This window comes from Sphingomonas sp. G5 (assembly GCF_052660795.1).
Genome location: NZ_CP109660.1, coordinates 1,137,242 through 1,155,825 on the forward strand (window position 1 = coordinate 1,137,242; position 18,584 = coordinate 1,155,825).

An 18,584-nucleotide genomic window follows, 5' to 3' on the forward strand; every position below is an offset into this window, starting at 1 on the left:
CGTGAGGGCCGTGACCGCCGACATCCCGACGCCCTATGAAGACCTGCTCCGCGACGTTCTCGAGACGGGCGTGCACAAGTCCGATCGCACCGGCACGGGCACCACGAGCGTGTTCGGGCGTCAGATCCGCTTCGACCTCGCCGAGGGCTTCCCGCTGATCACGACCAAACGCGTGCACCTGAAGTCGATCGTGTACGAGCTGCTGTGGTTCCTGCGCGGCGAATCCAACGTCTCGTGGCTGAAAGACAACGGCGTCACCATCTGGGACGAGTGGGCCGACGCCGACGGCGAGCTCGGACCCGTCTACGGTGTGCAGTGGCGCTCCTGGCCCACCGCCGACGGCGGCACGATCGACCAGATCGCGCAGGTCGTCGAGCAGATCCGCCGTGACCCCGACTCGCGCCGTCTGATCGTGTCCGCGTGGAACCCCGCCGACATCCCCGACATGGCCCTCGCCCCGTGCCACGCACTGTTCCAGTTCTACGTCGCCGACGGAAAGCTGTCGTGTCAGCTCTTCCAGCGCAGCGCCGACATGTTCCTCGGGGTGCCCTTCAACATCGCCTCGTACGCGCTGCTGACGCTCATGGTCGCGCAGCAGACGGGCCTCGAGCCCGGCGAGTTCGTGTGGACCGGCGGTGACTGCCATGTCTACGACAACCACCGCGAACAGGTGCGAGAGCAGCTGACGCGTGAGCCGTACCCCGCCCCGACGCTGCGGTTCGCCCGGAAGCCGGAGTCGATCTTCGACTACCGCTACGACGACATCGTGATCGAGGACTACCAGCACCACCCCGCCATCCGCGGAGCCGTCGCGGTATGACCACCGTCGGGCTCGTGTGGGCGCAGGCGCACGGCGGCGTGATCGGTGCCGACGGAGGGATGCCGTGGCACGTCCCCGAAGATCTCGCGCACTTCCGCGCGGTGACCGGGGTATCCGACGTGGTCATGGGGCGGCGCACGTGGGAGTCGCTCCCGCCGCGGTTCCGCCCCCTTCCGGGGCGTCGGAACCTCGTCGTCACCCGCTCGGACGGGTGGGCGCAGGAGGGCGCCGAGCGAGCGTCCTCGCTCGACGATGCGCTCGCCCGGGCGCACGGCGACGCCATCTGGGTGATGGGCGGAGGCCGGCTCTACGCGGAAGCGATCCATCGCGCCGATGTTCTCGAACTCACGCGTCTCGACGTCGAGGTCGACGGCGACACGTTCGCTCCCTCGATCGACGGGTGGACGCTCGAGACCGCCGACCCCGCCGAGGGCTGGCACACCTCGGCGAGCGGCATCCGCTACCGCTTCGAGACCTACCGGCGAGCGGGCGCCTGACGTGGCCGTCGCGCTCGTCACGGGGGCCAGCTCGGGCTTGGGCGCCGAGTTCGCACGTCAGCTCGCCGCCCGCGGTGCCGACCTCGTGCTGGTCGCCCGCGACGGCGCGGCCCTGGAACGGGTGGCGGTAGGCATCCGAGCGCGCTCGGGCGTCGACGTCCACGTGCTCGCCGCCGATCTTCTCGACGACGACGCGCTCGCCGCGGTCGAGAAACGCCTCGCCGCGGGCGTCGACGTGCTCGTCAACAACGCGGGATTCGGGCTCGACCTCGCCTTCGAAGAGAACGACGTCGCCGTCGAGGTGCGGCACCTGCGCCTGCACGTCGAAGCCGCGATGAGACTCATGCACGCCGCGCTGCCCGCGATGCTCGAGCGGGGGAGCGGCCGCATCGTGAACGTGGCCTCGGTGGCCGGGTTCGTGCCGCGCGGAACCTACGGCGCGGTGAAAGGTTGGCTCATCTCGTTCAGCCGCTGGGCCAACGTCGTCTACCGGCCTCGCGGTGTCACCGTCACCGCGGTGTGCCCCGGCTTCGTCCACACCAGTTTCCATGAACGGCTCGGCCTGCCCCCGGGTCACGAGGGTGTTCCCGCGGGCATGTGGCTCGATGCGGACAAGGTCGTCCGCGAAGGTCTCCGCGACGCCGCGCGCGGCCGCTCGGTCTCGGTGCCGTCGTGGCGGTACGCCGCGCTCGTCGCGGCCTCGCGTCTGCTGCCCGATGCGGTCGTGGTGCGTGCCGCCTCGCGCGGGCGCTGACGCGTCCTGGGCGGAGAGTCAGCGGAAGCGCCCGAGGCGGATACCCGCCAGAGCGAGCGCGCCGATCGTCTCGCCGTCCGACACCGCTCCGCTCGCGACGAGCTCGAGCGCCTCGGCGAACGGGATCCACCGCACGGCGTCTATACCCTCCTCGCGCTGTGAGACCGCGGCATCCGTCATCGTCAGCCCGCGCGCGAGAAACACGTACTCCGGGGCATCGGCGATGCCGTTCAGGGCGTTCATCCGGCCGAGGGAACTCCAGTCCGATGCCGTGACCCCGGTCTCCTCGAGCAGCTCGCGCTTCGCGGCGTGGAGCGGGTCCTCTCCGTCGGAACCGCCCGCGGGGACCTCCAGCGAGCGGCCGGTCGTGTACCGCTCGAGCTCGACGAAGCACACGCGTTCTCGCTCGTCGAGAGCCACCACGAACACCGCGGGGTGCTGCATCCGCACGACGCCGTAGATGCCGTCGCCGTGGGGACCGGTCACCTCGTCTTCGCGCACGTGGATCCAGCGGTTCTCGTAGACGGTGCGCGTCGAGCGGGTCGTCCAGGCCATGACGCCCACCCTAGGACGTCACCGCCGTCACGCATTGTTCACCCGCGCCGTGGAAGACGCCGAGGGCGTCTCCTCGTGAACCGATACCCTGGAGCCATGACGCACTCCGGCAATCCCTTCGGTCAGGTGCTCGTCGCGCTCATCACCCCGATGACCGCCGACGGCGAAGTCGATTGGCCCGCCACCGAGAAGCACATCGACGACGTGATCACCGCGGGGGCGGACGGCATCGTCGTCACCGGCACCACGGGTGAGACCTCCACCCTCACCGATCCCGAGAAGCTGCGTCTCGTCGAGGTCGGCAAGAGCGTCTCGGCCGGTCGCGCCAAGATCATCACGGGCGGCGGGTCGAACGAGACCGCGCACGCGATCGAGCTCTACAAGGCGAGCGAGAAGGCCGGCGCCGACGGCATCATGATCGTCACGCCCTACTACAACAAGCCCACGCAGGCCGGCATCCTGACGCACTTCCGTCTCGTCGCGGACGCGACCGACCTGCCGGTGATCCTCTACGACATTCCCGGTCGAACCGGTGTGCCCATCAAGTACGAGACGATCCTGCGTCTCGCCAAGCACCCGAACATCCTCGCCATCAAGGACGCCAAGGGCGACTTCAGCGAGGTCAGCCGCGTGCTGAACCAGACCGACCTCATGTACTTCTCGGGAGACGACGCCAACGTGCTGCCGCACCTGTCGATCGGGGCTTCCGGTCTCATCGGTGTGACGGCGAACATCACCGCGACGCCCTACCGCACGATCGTGGACGCCGTGAACGCGGGCGATCTGGCCTCGGCCACGGCCGCGCACAAGAGTCTCGAGCCGCTGGTCCGCGCTGTCATGACGCACGTGCCCGGCACGGTCGCGGCGAAGTACATCCTGCACGGCCTCGGCCGCATCGGCAGCCCGCGCGTCCGCCTGCCCCTCGTCGGGCCGGAGGAGTGGGAAGCCGCCGTCATCGAAGACGAGCTGGCCCTGGTGAAGGACGTGGCCGGCGCCGACTTCTCCAACTTCCGCCCCGACCGCAACGCGGCCGCCGGCGGTGCCCTGCCGAAGGTGCACGGCACCACGAGATAAGCATCGGCGTCCGCCGAACCGCGGCCAGGGACGCCACACGAAGGGATGCCGCGAGGCGGCATCCGAGGAGGCTCATATGCCCACTACCCCGCTCGACCCGCCGGCGCTGGCCGCCGGAACCCTCCGCGTCATCCCGCTCGGCGGTCTCGGCGAAGTCGGCCGCAACATGACCGTGTTCGAGTACGACGGGAAGCTGCTCGTCGTCGACTGCGGTGTGCTGTTCCCCGAGGAGCACCAGCCCGGCGTCGACCTGATCCTGCCCGACTTCGAGCCCATCAAGCACCGCCTCGACGACATCGTCGGCGTCGTGCTGACGCACGGACACGAAGACCACATCGGCGCGGTTCCCTACCTGCTGAAGCTCAAGAGCGACATCCCCCTCATCGGTTCCGGCCTCACGCTGGCGCTCATCGAGGCGAAGCTCAAAGAGCACCGCATCCGGCCGTACACCCTGACGGTGAAGGAAGGCCAGCTCGAGAAGGTCGGCCCGTTCGATCTCGAGTTCATCGCCGTGAACCACTCCATCCCCGATGCCCTCGCGGTCGCGATCCGCACGCCCGCGGGTCTCGTGCTGGCCACGGGTGACTTCAAGATGGACCAGCTGCCCCTCGACGGTCGGATCACCGACCTCCGTGCCTTCGCCCGCTTGGGTGAGGAGGGCGTCGACCTCTTCCTCGTCGACTCCACCAACGCCGACGTCCCCGGGTTCACCCCCACGGAGCGGGGCATCGGTCCCGTGCTCGACCAGGTCATCGCCCGCGCTCCGCGTCGCGTGGTGGTCGCGAGCTTCTCGAGCCACGTGCACCGCGTGCAGCAGGTGCTCGACGCCGCCCACGCGAACGGCCGCCGCGTCGCGCTCCTCGGTCGCAGTATGGTGCGCAACATGGGCATCGCGGCCGATCTGGGCTACTTGAACGTCCCCGATGGCGTGCTGATCGACTACAAGAAGGCGCGCGATCTTCCCGACGACCAGATCGTCTACATGTCGACCGGTTCGCAGGGTGAGCCGATGGCCGTGCTCAGTCGCATGGCCAACCTCGACCACGCGATCGAGCCGGGCGAGGGCGACACGATCATCCTGGCATCCAGCCAGATCCCCGGGAACGAGAACGCGATCTACCGTGTGATCGACGGTCTGACGAAGCTCGGGGCGACCGTGGTACACAAGGGCAACGCCAAGGTGCACGTCTCGGGCCACGCTGCTGCCGGCGAGCTGCTCTACTGCTACAACATCCTCAAGCCCAAGAACGTGCTGCCCGTGCACGGCGAGTACCGCCACCTCATGGCCAATGCCAAGCTCGCGCGTGAGACCGGTATCGCCGAGGAGAACACGATCCTCGGTGAGAACGGCACGGTCGTCGACCTGCGTGACGGCGTCGCGAAGGTCGTCGGTCAGATGGACATCGGCTTCGTCTACGTCGACGGCTCGTCGGTCGGCGAGATCACGGATGCCGACCTCAAGGACCGGCGCATCCTCGGCGAAGAGGGCTTCATCTCGGTCATCGTCGTCGTCGACTCGGCGACCGGCAAGATCGTCTCCGGCCCCGACATCCACGCGCGAGGTGTCGCGGAAGACGACAAGGTCTTCGACAGCGTCAAACCGAAGATCGCCGCGGCGCTGGCCGAGGCGGCGAAGTCGGGCGTCAGCGACAACCATGCTCTCTCGCAGGTGGTCCGTCGCACGATCGGCCGCTGGGTCAATCAGTCGCTTCGTCGTCGGCCCATGATCGTGCCGATGGTCATCGAGGCCTGATCCGCCTCGAAGCGCCGCGGGTTCGCCCGCGGCGCTTCGTCGTTCCCGCCCCGCGCGCGGACGACGCTCGATATCATGCGGGCATGCCCGGTCTCCCGATCCGTGCGGCGCTCCCCTCCGACGGCGCCTTCCTCGCCGACATGACGGTGGAGGCCGCCACCTGGCGTGCCGGTGTCTCGAGGCCGCGTCACGAGATCGTGAGCAGCGCGGAGCACCGTCGGTACATCTCGGGGTGGATGCGTCCCGGGGATGCGGGATTCGTCGCCGAGTCGCCGAGCGGCGAGCCCGTCGGGGCGGCGTGGTACCGCATGCTTCCGCGTGACGAGCCCGGCTTCGGGTGGGTCGGCACGGGGGTACCCGAGCTCATCATCGGTGTGCGCCCCGTCTGGCGCGCGCACGGCACCGGGCGCGCGCTGCTGCAGCGCCTCGTCGACCACGCCCGCGCACAGGGGTACGCGCGGATCAGCTTGAGCGTCGAGCGCGACAATTTCGCGGTGTCGCTGTACCGGTCCGAGGGCTTCGCTGTGGTGCGGAAGGGGATGGGGCGCGACGTCATGGTCAAGCGCCTGGCCTGAAGTCCGCGTCGGTACCCCGGAATGTCGGAGGTCCGGCCTACCGTGGAGGAATGCCTCGTACCTCGTCACCGTCCGGCGGCCGCGCTCCCGCCAAGGGGTCGTCGCGCGCGAAGGCCGCTGCCCCCGCGTCGAAGCGCGCCGCTCCGGCACCCAAACGCTACGTCGACGAGCCTGAGAAGCCCGCCGCTGCGGTCCGTGCGTGGATGGCCGTCGCCCACGGCGTCGGCGGCATGTTCCGCGCTTTCGGCCCCGAGAACCTCGAGCGCGATCAGCGTCGGGACGGCTTCCCGTTCTTTCTCGTGGTGCTCGCAGCTCTCGGCGCGGTGGTCGAGTGGTTCTTCATCGGGACGGATGCCGCTGCGCTGATCAGTGCATACAGCTTCGGCGGACTGGTGGGTCGGGTCGCTTTCGTTCTGCCGGTGCTGCTGCTTCTGCTCGCGGGCTGGCTGTTCCGGTATCCGGCGTCTGTGCACGACAACGGGCGCGTGGGCATCGGTTTCGCCCTGTTCATCGTGACGGTGGCGGGGTTCTGCCACGTCGCCGGCGATCGCCCCGCTCCCAACGTCGGGGGTCTGCCCGCTCTGAGCCCCGCGGGCGGGCTCGCCGGTTGGATCGTGGGTGAACCGCTCGCTCTCGTGCTCACGAACGTCGGGGCCTACATCGCCCTCTCGCTGCTCGCGGTTCTGAGCATCCTCATCCTCACCAAGACCCCGCCGAACCGCATCGGCCGCCGTCTGGGCGACCTCTACGCCTGGATGTTCGGGGCCGAGCGGGCGGAGCGCGACGACGCGACTGCGACGCAGGTGCTGCCTGTCGATGACTCCGACGAGGAGTCGAGCGAGAAATCGCTGCCGTGGTGGCGTCGCAACAAGACCGGTCGTGAAGAAGAGACCGATGGGTCTCTCGGGTCGAATGACCTGACAGAGCTGTTGTCGCCCGGAACGACGCAGGGGGGTTTCGAATCCGCCGTGGTCGAGCCCGAGTCGACGACCCGTCCGACGCCGCCGCCGTTGCCTCCGACACCCGACGCTCTGACCGAGGTCTTCGATGCCACGGCACTCGCGGGTGCCGCTACCGGCCGCGGTCTGCACGACGACTCGCCTCTCGGAGAGTCCGCCGACGACGACCTGCCCGGGATCTCGGGCCTGGGCGGCGATCACGCCGGTGCGCCCCCCGCGGCGAACTACCGCCTGCCCGCGGTCACCGCTCTCGCCGCCGGAACGCCGCCCAAGGCGCGCTCGGCCGCGAACGACGCCGTGGTCAAGGCCATCGAGAGCGTCATGGAGCAGTTCAAGGTCGACGCACGCGTGACCGGTTTCTCGCGCGGCCCGACCGTGACACAGTACGAGATCGAGGTCGGCCCGGGCGTCAAGGTCGAGCGCATCACTGCACTGACCAACAACATCGCCTACGCCGTGGCCTCCAACGAGGTACGCATCCTCGCGCCCATCCCGGGCAAGAGCGCGATCGGTGTCGAGATTCCCAATGCCGACCGCGAGATCGTGACCCTGGGCGACATCCTCCGCTCGGATGCCGCGACCTCGTCGACGCATCCGATGACGATCGGTGTGGGCAAAGACGTCGGAGGCGGGTTCGTGGTCGCGAACCTCGCGAAGATGCCGCACCTTCTGGTGGCCGGTTCCACCGGCTCGGGAAAGTCGAGTTTCGTCAACTCGATGATCACGAGCCTCCTCATGCGCGCCAAACCGTCCGACGTTCGAATGGTGCTGATCGATCCGAAGCGCGTCGAGCTCACGTCGTACGCGGGTGTTCCGCACCTGATCACCCCCATCATCACGAACCCCAAGAAGGCGGCCGAGGCGCTGCAGTGGGTCGTGAAAGAGATGGACATGCGATACGACGACCTGGCGTCGTTCGGCTTCCGGCACATCGACGACTTCAACCGTGCCGTGGTCGCCGGCGAGATCACGCTGCCAGCCGGTAGCGAGCGCGTCCTCAAGCCCTACCCTTACCTGCTGGTCGTCGTCGACGAGCTCGCCGACCTCATGATGGTCGCACCGCGTGACGTCGAGGACTCGATCGTGCGTATCACGCAGCTGGCCCGGGCCAGCGGCATCCACCTCGTCCTCGCCACCCAGCGTCCATCGGTGGACGTCGTGACCGGTCTCATCAAGGCGAACGTGCCCTCGCGCCTCGCCTTCGCGGTGACCAGCGTCACCGATTCCCGCGTCATCCTCGACCAGCCCGGTGCCGACCGTCTGATCGGACAGGGCGACGGTCTCTTCCTGCCCATGGGGGCCTCCAAGGCCCTCCGCGTTCAGGGCGCGTGGGTGAGCGAGCAGGAGATCGAGAAGGTCGTCGCGCACGTCACGCAGCAAGCGCGTCCCGAGTACCGTTCCGACGTGCAGGCCGCGGCCGAGAAGAAAGAGATCGATGCCGACATCGGTGACGACCTCGAATTGCTGCTCGCCGCCGCCGAACTCGTCGTGTCGACCCAGTTCGGCTCGACCTCGATGCTGCAGCGCAAGCTCCGCGTCGGCTTCGCCAAGGCCGGCCGCCTCATGGACCTCCTGGAGTCCCGAGAGATCGTCGGGCCGTCCGAGGGTTCGAAAGCGCGCGACGTCATGGTGACCAACGAACAACTCCCCGCGGTGCTCGCGCGACTACGGGGCGACGACGCTCCGGCGCCAGGGGCCGACGACCGTTACGGCTCCGATCCCGTCGAGGCGCAGTTCGCCGGTCTTCCCGTGGTGAACGCCGACGACGAAGAAGGCTCCGAAGACGCGTGGCAGCTGACGGGGCGCGACTGATGGCCGTGCACCCTCAGTTGCCCAACGCGATCACCGTCGCGCGCATCGTCTGCGCGCCGATATTCCTTTGGCTGCTGCTGGCCGATGCGGGCTCTGGCGGCGGCCTCCGTTGGGCCGCGGCGGTGCTGTTCATCGTGGCGATCGCCACCGACGGCGTCGACGGATACATCGCCCGCAAGTACGACATCGTCAGCGACCTGGGCAAGCTTCTCGACCCCATCGCCGATAAAGCTCTCACCGGACTCGCCTTCATCGGTCTCTCGATCCTGGGCGAGCTTCCCTGGTGGATCACCATCGTCGTGCTTGTGCGTGAGATCGGTATCACCGTCTATCGCTTCCTCGTGGTCAACGACCATGTCCTGGCGGCCGCCTGGATGGGCAAGCTCAAAACCGTCTTCCAAGCCATCGCTCTCTCGATCGCTCTGCTCCCGTTCGCGTCTCTGTCCGACGCGAGCGCCTGGCAGGCCACCGTCTGGTGGGGGAGCGTCATCACGATGACGATCGCGGTCATCCTGACGATCGCTTCGGGTCTCGATTACGTCGCGACCGAGGTCCGGGCGGCGCGGGCGAAGCGAGGCGCGCGGTGATCGACGGCGTGCCCGACGACCTCGACGAGACCCTCGTCCGCACGCCTCGCGAGAGCGCGTCGGTTCTACTGGAACGGCTCGTCGAGCTGGGATGGACGGTCGGCGTTGCGGAGTCGCTCACCGGAGGACTTGTGGTCTCGGCGCTCGTCGACATCCCGGGCGCCTCGCGTGCCGTGCGAGGGGGAGTGGTCGCCTACGCGACCGACTTGAAGCATGGTCTGCTCGGCGTCGACCAGACGCTCCTGGAGGCGCACGGGGCCGTGCACCCGCGCGTAGCGCGCCAGATGGCCCGCGGGGTGAGAGACGTTCTGGGCCGGGACGGCGTGCCGACCGATGTCGGGATCGCGACCACCGGCGTCGCCGGCCCGGAGGAACAGGACGGTCAGCCGGTCGGCACCGTGCACATCGCGGTGTCCACGCCGCTGGGCACCCGGGTGGACTCGCTCGTCATCGCCGGCGACCGCGAGCGCATCCGCCGCGAGACGGCCCATCTCGCGATCCGTCGCGCATTGGCCGCCCTGTGACGACACCCGCTTTCCGGCTTCGAAAAAAGCGGGAACAAATCATGGCACATCCCGGTTTTGTCTCACGATTCCCATCCGGTGCACAGCGCGCGGCATTAGGGTGACCACAGAAGGTGTTTCACAGTCGTTCACAGCGGACGGCGACGGAATCAGCAGTGAGGAGGGCCCCAACATGATCCTGGTTCGTCAAGAGATCGGCGAAGTCCTGCGTGACCTCCGCCAGCAGAAGGGTCGTACCCTCCGCCAGGTCGCCAGCCGTGCGAGTGTGGCCCTCGGCTACCTCAGCGAGGTCGAGCGCGGGCAGAAGGAGGCATCGAGCGAGATCCTCGCGTCGGTCGCGGAAGCCCTCGATGTCCCCATCTCGACCATCATGCGTGAAGTCGGCGATCGACTCTCGGTACTCGAAGGCCTCCAGACCTTCCCCGACGTGGTGCCCGACGAGCTCGTCGCCTCCGTCGAGCCCGAGCTCTCGCTCCGCTGATCGACGCTCGTGCGTCGTAGTGAGTTCGACCGCGCCGTCAGTGATGAGTTCGGCGCACGAGGCGGCTCGCTGTTGACAGACCTTGTGCTGTCGGCCGTGGGTGGGCGTACGAGCGTCGACGCTCTCTCCGCCGGCGTCGATCCGCGCGACGTCTGGCTCGCGCTGTGCGAAGAGACCGACGTCCCCGCTGATCGTCGTTACGGAGTCGGCCGGCTGGAACCGCGGCGCTCCTGACCCGTTCGCGTCCGCTGCGGCGCGCCGCTGAGGATTTCGGCTCTCGGTGTCTGCTCGTCGGCGTGTCATCGAATCTACGTTCGATACGGGCGTAGGCTCCTGCACATCAGGTTTCGTTCCTCACGTCTCCCCAGTTGGGGGCTTCTCCGCAGCCGATGTCGGAGGCCCTCTCTAACGTGGGAAACGTCGAACGACACCCTGAACGCCTTGTCGGGCAGGCCCACCGTCGGTGGGAGGCTCGACAGCCTATAGGCGACCGGAACGCGAGAAGAAAGAAGACGTCATGCCCTCACCCGCAGAGCGCGAAAAGGCCCTCGAGTCCGCGCTGGCTCAGATCGACCGTCAGTTCGGAAAGGGCTCGGTCATGCGACTGGGCAGCGACGATCGTGCGCCCATCGAGACCATTCCCACGGGCTCCGTCGCTCTCGACGTCGCCCTCGGCATCGGCGGTCTGCCTCGCGGCCGCATCATCGAGATCTACGGCCCGGAGTCGTCGGGAAAGACCACGTTGACGCTTCACGCGATCGCCAACGCCCAGCGCGCGGGCGGCATCGCCGCTTTCATCGATGCTGAGCACGCTCTCGACCCCGAATACGCGAAGAAGCTCGGCGTCGACATCGACGCCCTTCTCGTGTCTCAGCCCGACACCGGTGAGCAGGCGCTCGAGATCGCCGACATGCTGATCCGCTCCGGCGCGATCGATCTCGTCGTCATCGACTCGGTCGCCGCCCTGGTTCCCGAGGCCGAGATCAAGGGTGAGATGGGCGACTCGCACGTCGGCCTGCAGGCTCGCCTCATGTCGCAGGCGCTGCGAAAGCTCACCGGTGGTCTGAACACCACGAAGACGACGGCGATCTTCATCAACCAGCTGCGCGAGAAGATCGGCGTCTTCTTCGGCTCGCCCGAGACCACGGCCGGTGGAAAGGCGCTCAAGTTCTACGCGTCGGTGCGACTCGACATCCGTCGCATCGAGACGCTGAAGGACGGTACCGAGGCCGTAGGTAACCGCACGCGCGTCAAGGTCGTCAAGAACAAGATGGCGCCGCCGTTCAAGCAGGCGGAGTTCGACATTCTCTACGGTGTGGGTATCTCGCGTGAGGGAAGCCTCATCGACTTCGGGGTCGAGCACGCCATCGTCAAGAAGTCGGGCGCCTGGTACACCTACGATGGCGAGCAGCTCGGTCAGGGCAAAGAGAACGCGCGCAATTTCCTCATCAAGAACCCCGATATCGCGGAAGAGATCGAGACGAAGATCAAAACCAAGATGGGCATCGGTGGCGCTCCCGTTGCCAGTGCGCCGGCAGACGACGAGCTCGCCGCGCGGCGCCCGGCCTGATGACCGACGACACGTGGAGCCCCGGTCGTCGCCCCTCCGCGGGAGCGGGTGACGACCGGAGCTTCGCTGACGCCGACGAGCGGGACAAGTCGAAACACGGGGGCACTCTCGAGGAGTTCTCGGTGCGCGATGGGATTCGGGCCGTCGACGACACCCGCCTCGCTCCCATCATCCCTCTCTTCGGCACGGGTGCACAGCCGGGTGGAGAGCACCCCTCGCGTCGGCAGGTCGTCGAGGACACACCGGGCGGAGTGCCCCGTGCCGAGGTGACGGCGATGCGCGGCGTCGGCCGTCCCCGCCTCTCGGTCGTCGATGACGACCGCGACGACGCAGGATCGTCGCCGGGCCGGGTCGAGATTCGTGAACAGGCGGAGGCGATACTTCTGCGCAAGCTCCGGTCTCGATCTCTTTCGCTGTCCGAGGCGCGTGCCGTCGTACGCGGCGTCGATGGTGCCGATGATTCCCTTGCGGACGAACTCGTCGACCACTTCGTCGACCTCGGGTACCTCGATGACGCGGCGTTCGCCGAGCAACTCGCGATGTCAGCCGTCGAGCGCAAAGGGGAGGGGCGGCGCGCCGTCGCCGAGACGCTGCGCAAGCGCGGCATCCCGAGGGAGGTAGCCGAAGAGACCCTCGCCGCTCTTCCCGACGACGACGCCGAACGTGCGCTCGACTTCGCGCGGTCGAAGGTTCGTGGGGTGGAGGGCAAGGAGTACGACGCCGCCCTGCGGAGGCTCGCGGGCCAGCTGTCGCGGCGCGGGTACCCGTCGTCGGTAGCTCTCACGGCCGCGAGGACAGCCCTCGAAGAAGCCGGGATCGGGCGTAGCCGGTCGTTCTCGCGGCCGTCGTCGGGCGTGAGGTTCAGCCCCGACCAGTGACGTCGGGGCACTCGTCGTCGACGCCGGTTCTCGGAACCTCAGTGGGCGACGCCGGCCCCCGAGCCGCCGCCGGACACGGCGGCCACGACCCGACCGAGCTCTCGCCGCGAGGGCGCTCCGACCTTCATCCGCGCCTGGTAGACGTGCGACTCCACGGTACGGATCGACAAGAACAGGCGCGTAGCGATCTCGCGGTTGGTGAGACCCTCGTCGGCCAAGAGTGCGATCTCGCGCTCTCGCGTGGTCAGCTCCTCGACAGCCTCCTCGGGGAGGCCATGCATGGTTCCCCGCGGGATGGCGACAGGGGGCTGGGACTCGGGCGCGTCCGGGGCAGACCACAGGCCGTGCAGCCGGAGCTCATCGACCGGGAGCAGCTCTTCTTCGCTGGTGCGGGCCGCCACCCGACGGACGGCCGCGACGGCGAGAGGGAGGTCGGTGGTCGCCGCGAGCTGGACGAGCTCGTCGATTTCCGCCTCTTTCGCCTCTCCCAGCGTGATCAGCCGGAACAAGTCTCGGATGCGTAGTGCGGCGGCAGAGCGGCCACACGAGAGGTCCGCCGCGGCGCGGACGGCCTGCCGCGCCTCGTCGGTGCGTCCCTCCGCCGTGAGAATCGTCGTCTCCACGTACAGACGGCTGCGCACCAGGAGCGGCGCGGGTCCTGTTCGCAGACGGTTCAGCATCGATCGAGCCTCTTCCGTGCGGCCCGCCGTCGCCAGCTCGTCCGCAACGGCGAGCCCGATCATGTTCGCGTCCAGCGGCGTCATCGCCGACGGCTCCCGCGAGAGCGCGGTGGCGAGTTCCCGCTGCGAGGCCTCCGGACGGCCGATGCAGGCGAGGGCGATCGCGGAGGCGGCCCCGGCGATGGAGAGGTCCTCGGACTCCCCTTCTCTGGCCGTGATGCGCACTTCGTCCTCGAGACGCTTGTGTATTGCCGTGCCGTCGGCGCCCGCGATCTGGTGGCCGGCAAGCATGCTCAACAGCGCCCTGAGACGGTCGCGCACGCCGATACCCTCCGGACGTTGACGAGCGTCGAGGATCCGCTCGATCGCTCGGTAGTGCTCCTGGGCACGGCGCCAGTCTCCGCGGAAAGTCTGCGCGGATCCGGCCGCGATGAGGGCACGGAGCCGGGCCGCGGGGGTCGCGGAGGGCTCGGTCAGCGCGTGCTCCGCCACCGTCGCGGCCCGCGCCCCGTCCATGTCGGCGACCGCGCCCGCAGCGTCTTCGAGCAGCGCATCGATCCGGCCGTCCGCGATCGTCGACACGGTGGCGCGGTCCTCGGCCGTTCCACGAGCGACACGCGCAGCGCGGGATCGTGCGATGCGACGGCGCGTCTGCGTGCCGGCGGTCTGCGCGGGCTCGGGCGACATGCCCGGGTCATCGGGGGTGGCAAGGCGCGCTTCGAGCCGGAGTTCGGGGTCCTCCACCGCCCGCAGGCCCCGCGCGGCGTGTGCAGCGGCGTGCGCGGTGTCGCCCCGGTCGTTGGCTTCGCGAGCAGCGTCCAGCGCGACGCGGGCGCGCAACTCCGGGGAGTACGCCTCCTCACCGGAGGCGCCGACGCCGAGCCGGTGCCAGCGCTCCGACACAGAGACGGCGATGATCGAGCTCCACCATTCCTCCGCCTCGGTCAGCATGCGCGTGCCGGCCGCCTCCACCAGTGCGTCGATCATGGATGGGCCGAGCTGTCTCTGCGCCTCCTGGGCGACGAGGTCGTTGGCGGTGAGGCGGCGATCAACGGAGGCGTCGGCGTGCAGGAGCCCCGTCGCGACGAGTGCTTGCACGCTCTCGGCATCGAAAAGTCGTGTGGCGACGGCGAGTTCGAGGTGGGGGAGCCGCCGCACTCCCGCGAGGCAGGCGAGGTCCTCCCGGGGGAAGTCGGCGACGTGTTCCGAGAGCGCGACGGCGAGCCGGCTGTGCCGAGCCACGGTCTGCAACGCGGTCAGCGGGTCGCGCCCGATGCGCGCCGCGGCGATCGCCTCGATGATCAGCTGTCGTAGAAGGGTCCGGGACCCGTCGGCTCGCCACGCGATCGCGGCGCGGGTCGTGTTGTCCAGCAGATCGGCGCCCGGGAAGAGGGCGATCATATCGAGGGCGTCGTCTGTGCTGAGCTCGGCGAGGTCGATCCGGCGTGCGAGACCGTCGAGCCAGAGGTCGAGAACAGTACGGCGCACGATGTCCGAATCGTCAGGGCGGGAGAGCGATCGAGCGCGCGCCGTACGCATCCCCACGACCGCCGTCACCCGACCCGCGGCGATGCCTCGGGCGAGGGCCCGCGTCGACGCGACATCGAGCGAGTCGACATCGTCGACGACCACCACACCCTCGACGACGCTCGTGGCGGTGTGCTCGCTGAGGGCGCGGAGCCCGACGTGCCCGGAGGCGTCGATGGCTCCGAACTCGACGTTCGACAGCGCGCAGGACGTCCGCAGCTCGACAGCAAGAGCGTCGTGCCGCTTCAGTTCTGCGGCGATGGTGCGCAGAAGATAGCTTCGTCCGCTCCCGCGCGGACCCGCCAGCACCAGCGATGTGCCGCCTCGCGCTCGCTTCGCCAGCGCCGCGGCATCCCGGTCCGTTCCGACCAGCCCTCTCGACCACTTCGTCGAACGGTCTTCCCCCATACTCTTCTCCCCCCGGAGACCGCCCGTGGATCTTGTAGGCGGTGATGTGTCCCCCAAATTACCTACACGAGACGCACTTTCTTGTCCCGAATACGCACCCTTTGACCCGGTATGCGCCAGAAGGTGCGAGCTCCGTGGGGGAGGGGATCGCACGAGAACAGACGGTCGAGGCGGTGCCGACGTTTAGACTTGCTCGCATCATGACCACCCCCGTTTCGACCCCGACGCTCATCGAACCGTCCGCCGCCGCTCACGGTGTCGATGGCCCGCGCACTTACGAGGTCCGCACGTTCGGCTGCCAGATGAATGTGCACGATTCGGAGCGGCTTTCGGGCTCGCTCGAGAGTGCAGGATACGTCCGCGCGGACGCCGGCGCCGAGGCGGACGTCGTCGTGATCAACACCTGCGCGGTGCGCGACAACGCCGCCGGCAAGCTGTATGGAACCCTGGGGCACCTGAAGTCGCGCAAGGATGCGCACGCCGGGATGCAGATCGCCGTCGGCGGTTGCCTCGCCCAGATGGACAAGGACGCCGTCCGGCAGAAGGCTCCATGGGTCGACGTGGTGTTCGGCACGCACAACATGGGCTCACTGCCCGGCATGCTCGAGCGTGCACGTCACAACGGCGAAGCCGAGCTCGAGATCCTGGAATCGCTGGAGATCTTCCCCTCGACGTTGCCGACCAAGCGCGATTCCGTCCACAGCGGATGGGTGTCGATCTCGGTCGGCTGCAACAACACCTGCACCTTCTGCATCGTGCCGAGCCTGCGCGGGAAGGAGAAGGACCGCCGCCCCGGCGACATCCTGAACGAGATCCGCCTGCTGGTCGATGACGGCGCCATCGAGGTCACCCTGCTCGGGCAGAACGTCAACTCGTACGGCGTCGAGTTCGGAGACCGTCTCGCCTTCGGCAAGCTGCTGCGCGCTGCGGGCGAGATCGAGGGCCTCGAGCGCATCCGTTTCACGAGCCCTCACCCGGCTGCCTTCACCGACGACGTGATCGCGGCCATGGCGGAGACCCCCGCCGTCATGCCGCAGCTGCACATGCCGCTGCAGTCGGGCTCGGATCGCATCCTCAAGGCGATGCGCCGCTCGTATCGTAGCGACAAGTTCCTCGGCATCCTGGACCGTGTGCGCGAGCGAATCCCGAACGCGGCCATCACGACCGACATCATCGTGGGCTTCCCCGGTGAGACCGAGCAGGATTTCCAAGAGACGCTGCGGGTCGTGGAGGCCGCGCGCTTCTCGAGCGCCTTCACGTTCCAGTACTCGATCCGCGAGGGCACCCCCGCAGCGACCATGGCCGATCAGGTGCCCAAGGCCGTCGTGCAGGAGCGTTACGAGCGCCTGCTCGCGCTGCAGGACCGCATCGCGGCCGAGGAGAATCAGAAGCAGCTGGGTCGCACGCTCGAGGTGCTCGTCTCGGCCGGTGAGGGTAAGAAGGACGCCTCGACCCACCGTCTGACCGGTCGCGCCGAAGACAACCGCCTGGTGCACTTCGAGCTGCCGGAGGGGTCGCCTCTCCCGCGCCCTGGCGACGTGGTGTCCGTCACGGTGACCCACGCGGCGCCCTTCCATCTGCTCGCCGATGCCCCCGACGGAGCACCGCTGCGCATCCGCCGGACGCGCGCGGGCGACGCGTGGGATCGTTCGCAGGCCGAGTCCTGCGGCGTCCCGGTGCCGGCGGGCGAGAGCGGCGTGGCGCGCGCCGTGTCGCTGGGGCTTCCCACCCTTCGCGTCGGCGTGTGACCGCGCCCGTCCTCTGGGCCGTCGTCGGCGCGACCGGGACGGGCAAGACCGGTCTTTCGCTCGATCTCGCCGAGGCTGTGGCCGCCCACGGACGGCGGGCGGAGATCGTCAACGCCGACGCCATGCAGCTGTATCGCGGCATGGACATCGGCACCGCCAAACTTCCCGAGACCGAGCGTCGCGGCATCCCGCACCATCTCTTCGACGCGCTCGCGGTCACCGACGAGGCCGCGGTGGCCTGGTATCAGGATGCCGCCCGCACGGCGATCCGAGAGATCCACGGTCGGGGGTCCGACGCGATCCTCGTGGGCGGATCGGGGCTCTACGTCTCGAGCGTTCTCTGGGACTTCCGCTTCCCCCCGCGCGACGAGAAGCTGCGCGCCGAACTCGAGGACGAGCTCGAGCGACACGGTTCGGGTGTGCTCTTCGCACGTCTCCGCGAGGCCGACCCCGCGGCCGCCGAGCGCATCGACCCGCGCAATGGCCGCCGGGTCGTCCGCGCCCTCGAGGTGCTGGCACAGGGCGACCAGACGCACGGTGGTGCTCTCCCCGAGGCGCCGGAGTTCTGGCATCCGGCGACCCGGATCGTGGCCACCGCCGTCGACCGCGAGGAGCTCGTGCCGCTACTCGACGCGCGCGTCGAGCGGATGTGGGCGGACGGGCTGCTCGACGAGGTCGACGCGCTGCGCGCGGAGGGCCTCGAGCGCGGCGCGACCGCGGGGCGGGCGATCGGATACGCGCAGGCCCTCGGGCACCTCCGGGGCGAACTCACCCGGGACCAGGCCATCGCCGAGACTCAGGCGCTCACGCGGCGCTACGCGCGTCGGCAGGTGTCGTGGTTCCGGCGGTATGCCGGAGCCCTCTGGGTCGATGCGCGGACCGCGGATGCCGGGCTCCTGGCATCCCGAGTGGGGGAGGAATCGTGACGATCGACATCCGGGCATTCGAGGCGACCGATGAGGACGCCGTCGTAGCGCTGTGGGAAGAAGCGGGTCTCACCCGTCCGTGGAACGATCCGCGCGCCGACATCCGCCGCAAGCTGACCGTGCAGCCGGAGCTCTTCCTCGTGGCGGTCGACGACGCCCGGATCGTCGCCAGTGTGATGGCGGGATACGACGGCCACCGCGGCTGGCTCTACTACCTCGCCGCCGCGGCCTCGCATCGTGGCCGTGGAATCGGTCGGCTCCTCGTGGCGGAGGCGGAGCGTCTGCTCGAAGCGATGGGCTGCCCCAAGGTGCAGCTCATGGTGCGTCCCGACAACACCGGTGCACGTGGGTTCTACGACGCGCTCGGCTACGAGCCCTTCGACACCTGGGCGACCGGCAAGCGGCTCGTCGTGGACGGGCCCTCGTCCTCGACATGAGCGGCCAGCGCGCGGCGAC

General features: G+C 68.9%; 18 protein-coding genes. 16 read left to right on the forward strand and 2 right to left on the reverse strand.

Annotated features, from left to right (window positions below):
* Positions 1–10: 10 nt before the first annotated feature.
* Genes NE358_RS05455 through NE358_RS05465 form a run of 3 tightly spaced genes read left to right on the forward strand, consistent with a single transcriptional unit; the run spans position 11 to position 2,071 of the window.
* Complete coding sequence (locus NE358_RS05455; RefSeq protein ID WP_141375614.1) at positions 11–820, forward strand: thymidylate synthase; 810 nt, start codon at positions 11–13, stop codon at positions 818–820.
* The gene (locus tag NE358_RS05460) at positions 817–1,317 is read left to right on the forward strand and encodes a dihydrofolate reductase (protein ID WP_289942191.1); all 501 of its coding nucleotides are present in this window, start codon (positions 817–819) and stop codon (positions 1,315–1,317) included. Before NE358_RS05455 ends, NE358_RS05460 begins: the two co-directional genes overlap by 4 nt.
* Before the next feature lies 1 nt (position 1,318).
* Positions 1,319–2,071 carry an SDR family NAD(P)-dependent oxidoreductase gene (locus NE358_RS05465; protein ID WP_289942193.1) on the forward strand — a complete coding sequence of 251 codons (753 nt, stop codon included), beginning with the start codon at positions 1,319–1,321 and terminating at the stop codon, positions 2,069–2,071.
* An 18-nt stretch (positions 2,072–2,089) separates the two neighbouring features.
* On the opposite strand, the gene NE358_RS05470 is transcribed toward NE358_RS05465, so the two are convergent.
* A complete protein-coding gene (locus NE358_RS05470) occupies positions 2,090–2,626 on the reverse strand; it encodes an NUDIX domain-containing protein (RefSeq protein WP_289942195.1) in 537 nt (178 codons plus the stop codon).
* Positions 2,627–2,722: 96 nt separating this feature from the next.
* Here NE358_RS05470 and dapA point away from each other — a divergent pair, with 96 nt between their 5' ends.
* From dapA to NE358_RS05520, 10 genes are all read left to right on the forward strand, one after another.
* On the forward strand, positions 2,723–3,700 hold the full coding sequence (gene dapA / locus NE358_RS05475) for a 4-hydroxy-tetrahydrodipicolinate synthase (RefSeq protein ID WP_103210415.1): 978 nt from the start codon (positions 2,723–2,725) through the stop codon (positions 3,698–3,700).
* Between the two features lie 76 nt (positions 3,701–3,776).
* Complete coding sequence (locus NE358_RS05480) at positions 3,777–5,453, forward strand: ribonuclease J (protein ID WP_141375618.1); 1,677 nt, start codon at positions 3,777–3,779, stop codon at positions 5,451–5,453.
* Between the two features lie 83 nt (positions 5,454–5,536).
* On the forward strand, positions 5,537–6,028 hold the full coding sequence (locus tag NE358_RS05485; protein WP_116238386.1) for a GNAT family N-acetyltransferase: 492 nt from the start codon (positions 5,537–5,539) through the stop codon (positions 6,026–6,028).
* Between the two features lie 50 nt (positions 6,029–6,078).
* A complete protein-coding gene (locus NE358_RS05490) occupies positions 6,079–8,799 on the forward strand; it encodes a DNA translocase FtsK (protein ID WP_289942201.1) in 2,721 nt (906 codons plus the stop codon).
* Positions 8,775–9,386, forward strand: coding sequence for a CDP-diacylglycerol--glycerol-3-phosphate 3-phosphatidyltransferase (gene pgsA / locus NE358_RS05495; protein ID WP_499318368.1), 612 nt, complete (start codon positions 8,775–8,777; stop codon positions 9,384–9,386). Before NE358_RS05490 ends, pgsA begins: the two co-directional genes overlap by 25 nt.
* Positions 9,383–9,910: a CinA family protein gene (locus NE358_RS05500; RefSeq protein WP_103210426.1), complete on the forward strand. Its 528-nt coding sequence runs from the start codon at positions 9,383–9,385 to the stop codon at positions 9,908–9,910. The genes pgsA and NE358_RS05500 overlap by 4 nt, the downstream gene beginning before the upstream one ends.
* A gap of 172 nt (positions 9,911–10,082) precedes the next feature.
* A complete protein-coding gene (locus NE358_RS05505) occupies positions 10,083–10,391 on the forward strand; it encodes a helix-turn-helix domain-containing protein (protein ID WP_055835145.1) in 309 nt (102 codons plus the stop codon).
* A gap of 9 nt (positions 10,392–10,400) precedes the next feature.
* The gene (locus NE358_RS05510; protein ID WP_103210429.1) at positions 10,401–10,625 is read left to right on the forward strand and encodes a DUF3046 domain-containing protein; all 225 of its coding nucleotides are present in this window, start codon (positions 10,401–10,403) and stop codon (positions 10,623–10,625) included.
* A 283-nt stretch (positions 10,626–10,908) separates the two neighbouring features.
* Positions 10,909–11,961, forward strand: a complete 1,053-nt coding sequence (gene recA, locus NE358_RS05515) for a recombinase RecA (RefSeq protein WP_103210431.1) — start codon at positions 10,909–10,911, stop codon at positions 11,959–11,961.
* On the forward strand, positions 11,961–12,839 hold the full coding sequence (locus NE358_RS05520; protein ID WP_289942210.1) for a regulatory protein RecX: 879 nt from the start codon (positions 11,961–11,963) through the stop codon (positions 12,837–12,839). The genes recA and NE358_RS05520 overlap by 1 nt, the downstream gene beginning before the upstream one ends.
* 38 nt (positions 12,840–12,877) lie before the next feature.
* Here the strand turns inward: NE358_RS05520 and NE358_RS05525 are convergent, their stop codons facing one another.
* Complete coding sequence (locus NE358_RS05525; protein ID WP_289942211.1) at positions 12,878–15,454, reverse strand: helix-turn-helix transcriptional regulator; 2,577 nt, start codon at positions 15,452–15,454, stop codon at positions 12,878–12,880.
* Between the two features lie 200 nt (positions 15,455–15,654).
* Between NE358_RS05525 and miaB the strand changes: the two genes are divergently transcribed.
* From miaB to NE358_RS05540, 3 genes are read left to right on the forward strand one after another with little or no spacing between them, the layout of a single operon-like run.
* Complete coding sequence (gene miaB / locus NE358_RS05530; RefSeq protein WP_289942213.1) at positions 15,655–17,202, forward strand: tRNA (N6-isopentenyl adenosine(37)-C2)-methylthiotransferase MiaB; 1,548 nt, start codon at positions 15,655–15,657, stop codon at positions 17,200–17,202.
* On the forward strand, positions 17,199–18,128 hold the full coding sequence (gene miaA, locus NE358_RS05535; RefSeq protein WP_289942215.1) for a tRNA (adenosine(37)-N6)-dimethylallyltransferase MiaA: 930 nt from the start codon (positions 17,199–17,201) through the stop codon (positions 18,126–18,128). The genes miaB and miaA overlap by 4 nt, the downstream gene beginning before the upstream one ends.
* A complete protein-coding gene (locus NE358_RS05540) occupies positions 18,125–18,565 on the forward strand; it encodes a GNAT family acetyltransferase (protein WP_289942216.1) in 441 nt (146 codons plus the stop codon). The genes miaA and NE358_RS05540 overlap by 4 nt, the downstream gene beginning before the upstream one ends.
* Positions 18,566–18,584: the final 19 nt, after the last annotated feature.

What these genes read in the sequence shown, in the direction of transcription:
- NE358_RS05460 (WP_289942191.1), top strand. Translation starts at nt 817, where the DNA reads ATGACCACCGTCGGGCTCGTGTGGGCGCAGGCGCACGGCGGCGTGATC.
- NE358_RS05470 (WP_289942195.1), bottom strand. Translation starts at nt 2,626, where the DNA reads ATGGCCTGGACGACCCGCTCGACGCGCACCGTCTACGAGAACCGCTGG.
- dapA (WP_103210415.1), top strand. Translation starts at nt 2,723, where the DNA reads ATGACGCACTCCGGCAATCCCTTCGGTCAGGTGCTCGTCGCGCTCATC.
- NE358_RS05480 (WP_141375618.1), top strand. Translation starts at nt 3,777, where the DNA reads ATGCCCACTACCCCGCTCGACCCGCCGGCGCTGGCCGCCGGAACCCTC.
- NE358_RS05485 (WP_116238386.1), top strand. Translation starts at nt 5,537, where the DNA reads ATGCCCGGTCTCCCGATCCGTGCGGCGCTCCCCTCCGACGGCGCCTTC.
- NE358_RS05490 (WP_289942201.1), top strand. Translation starts at nt 6,079, where the DNA reads ATGCCTCGTACCTCGTCACCGTCCGGCGGCCGCGCTCCCGCCAAGGGG.
- NE358_RS05505 (WP_055835145.1), top strand. Translation starts at nt 10,083, where the DNA reads ATGATCCTGGTTCGTCAAGAGATCGGCGAAGTCCTGCGTGACCTCCGC.
- recA (WP_103210431.1), top strand. Translation starts at nt 10,909, where the DNA reads ATGCCCTCACCCGCAGAGCGCGAAAAGGCCCTCGAGTCCGCGCTGGCT.
- NE358_RS05520 (WP_289942210.1), top strand. Translation starts at nt 11,961, where the DNA reads ATGACCGACGACACGTGGAGCCCCGGTCGTCGCCCCTCCGCGGGAGCG.
- NE358_RS05525 (WP_289942211.1), bottom strand. Translation starts at nt 15,454, where the DNA reads ATGGGGGAAGACCGTTCGACGAAGTGGTCGAGAGGGCTGGTCGGAACG.
- miaB (WP_289942213.1), top strand. Translation starts at nt 15,655, where the DNA reads ATGACCACCCCCGTTTCGACCCCGACGCTCATCGAACCGTCCGCCGCC.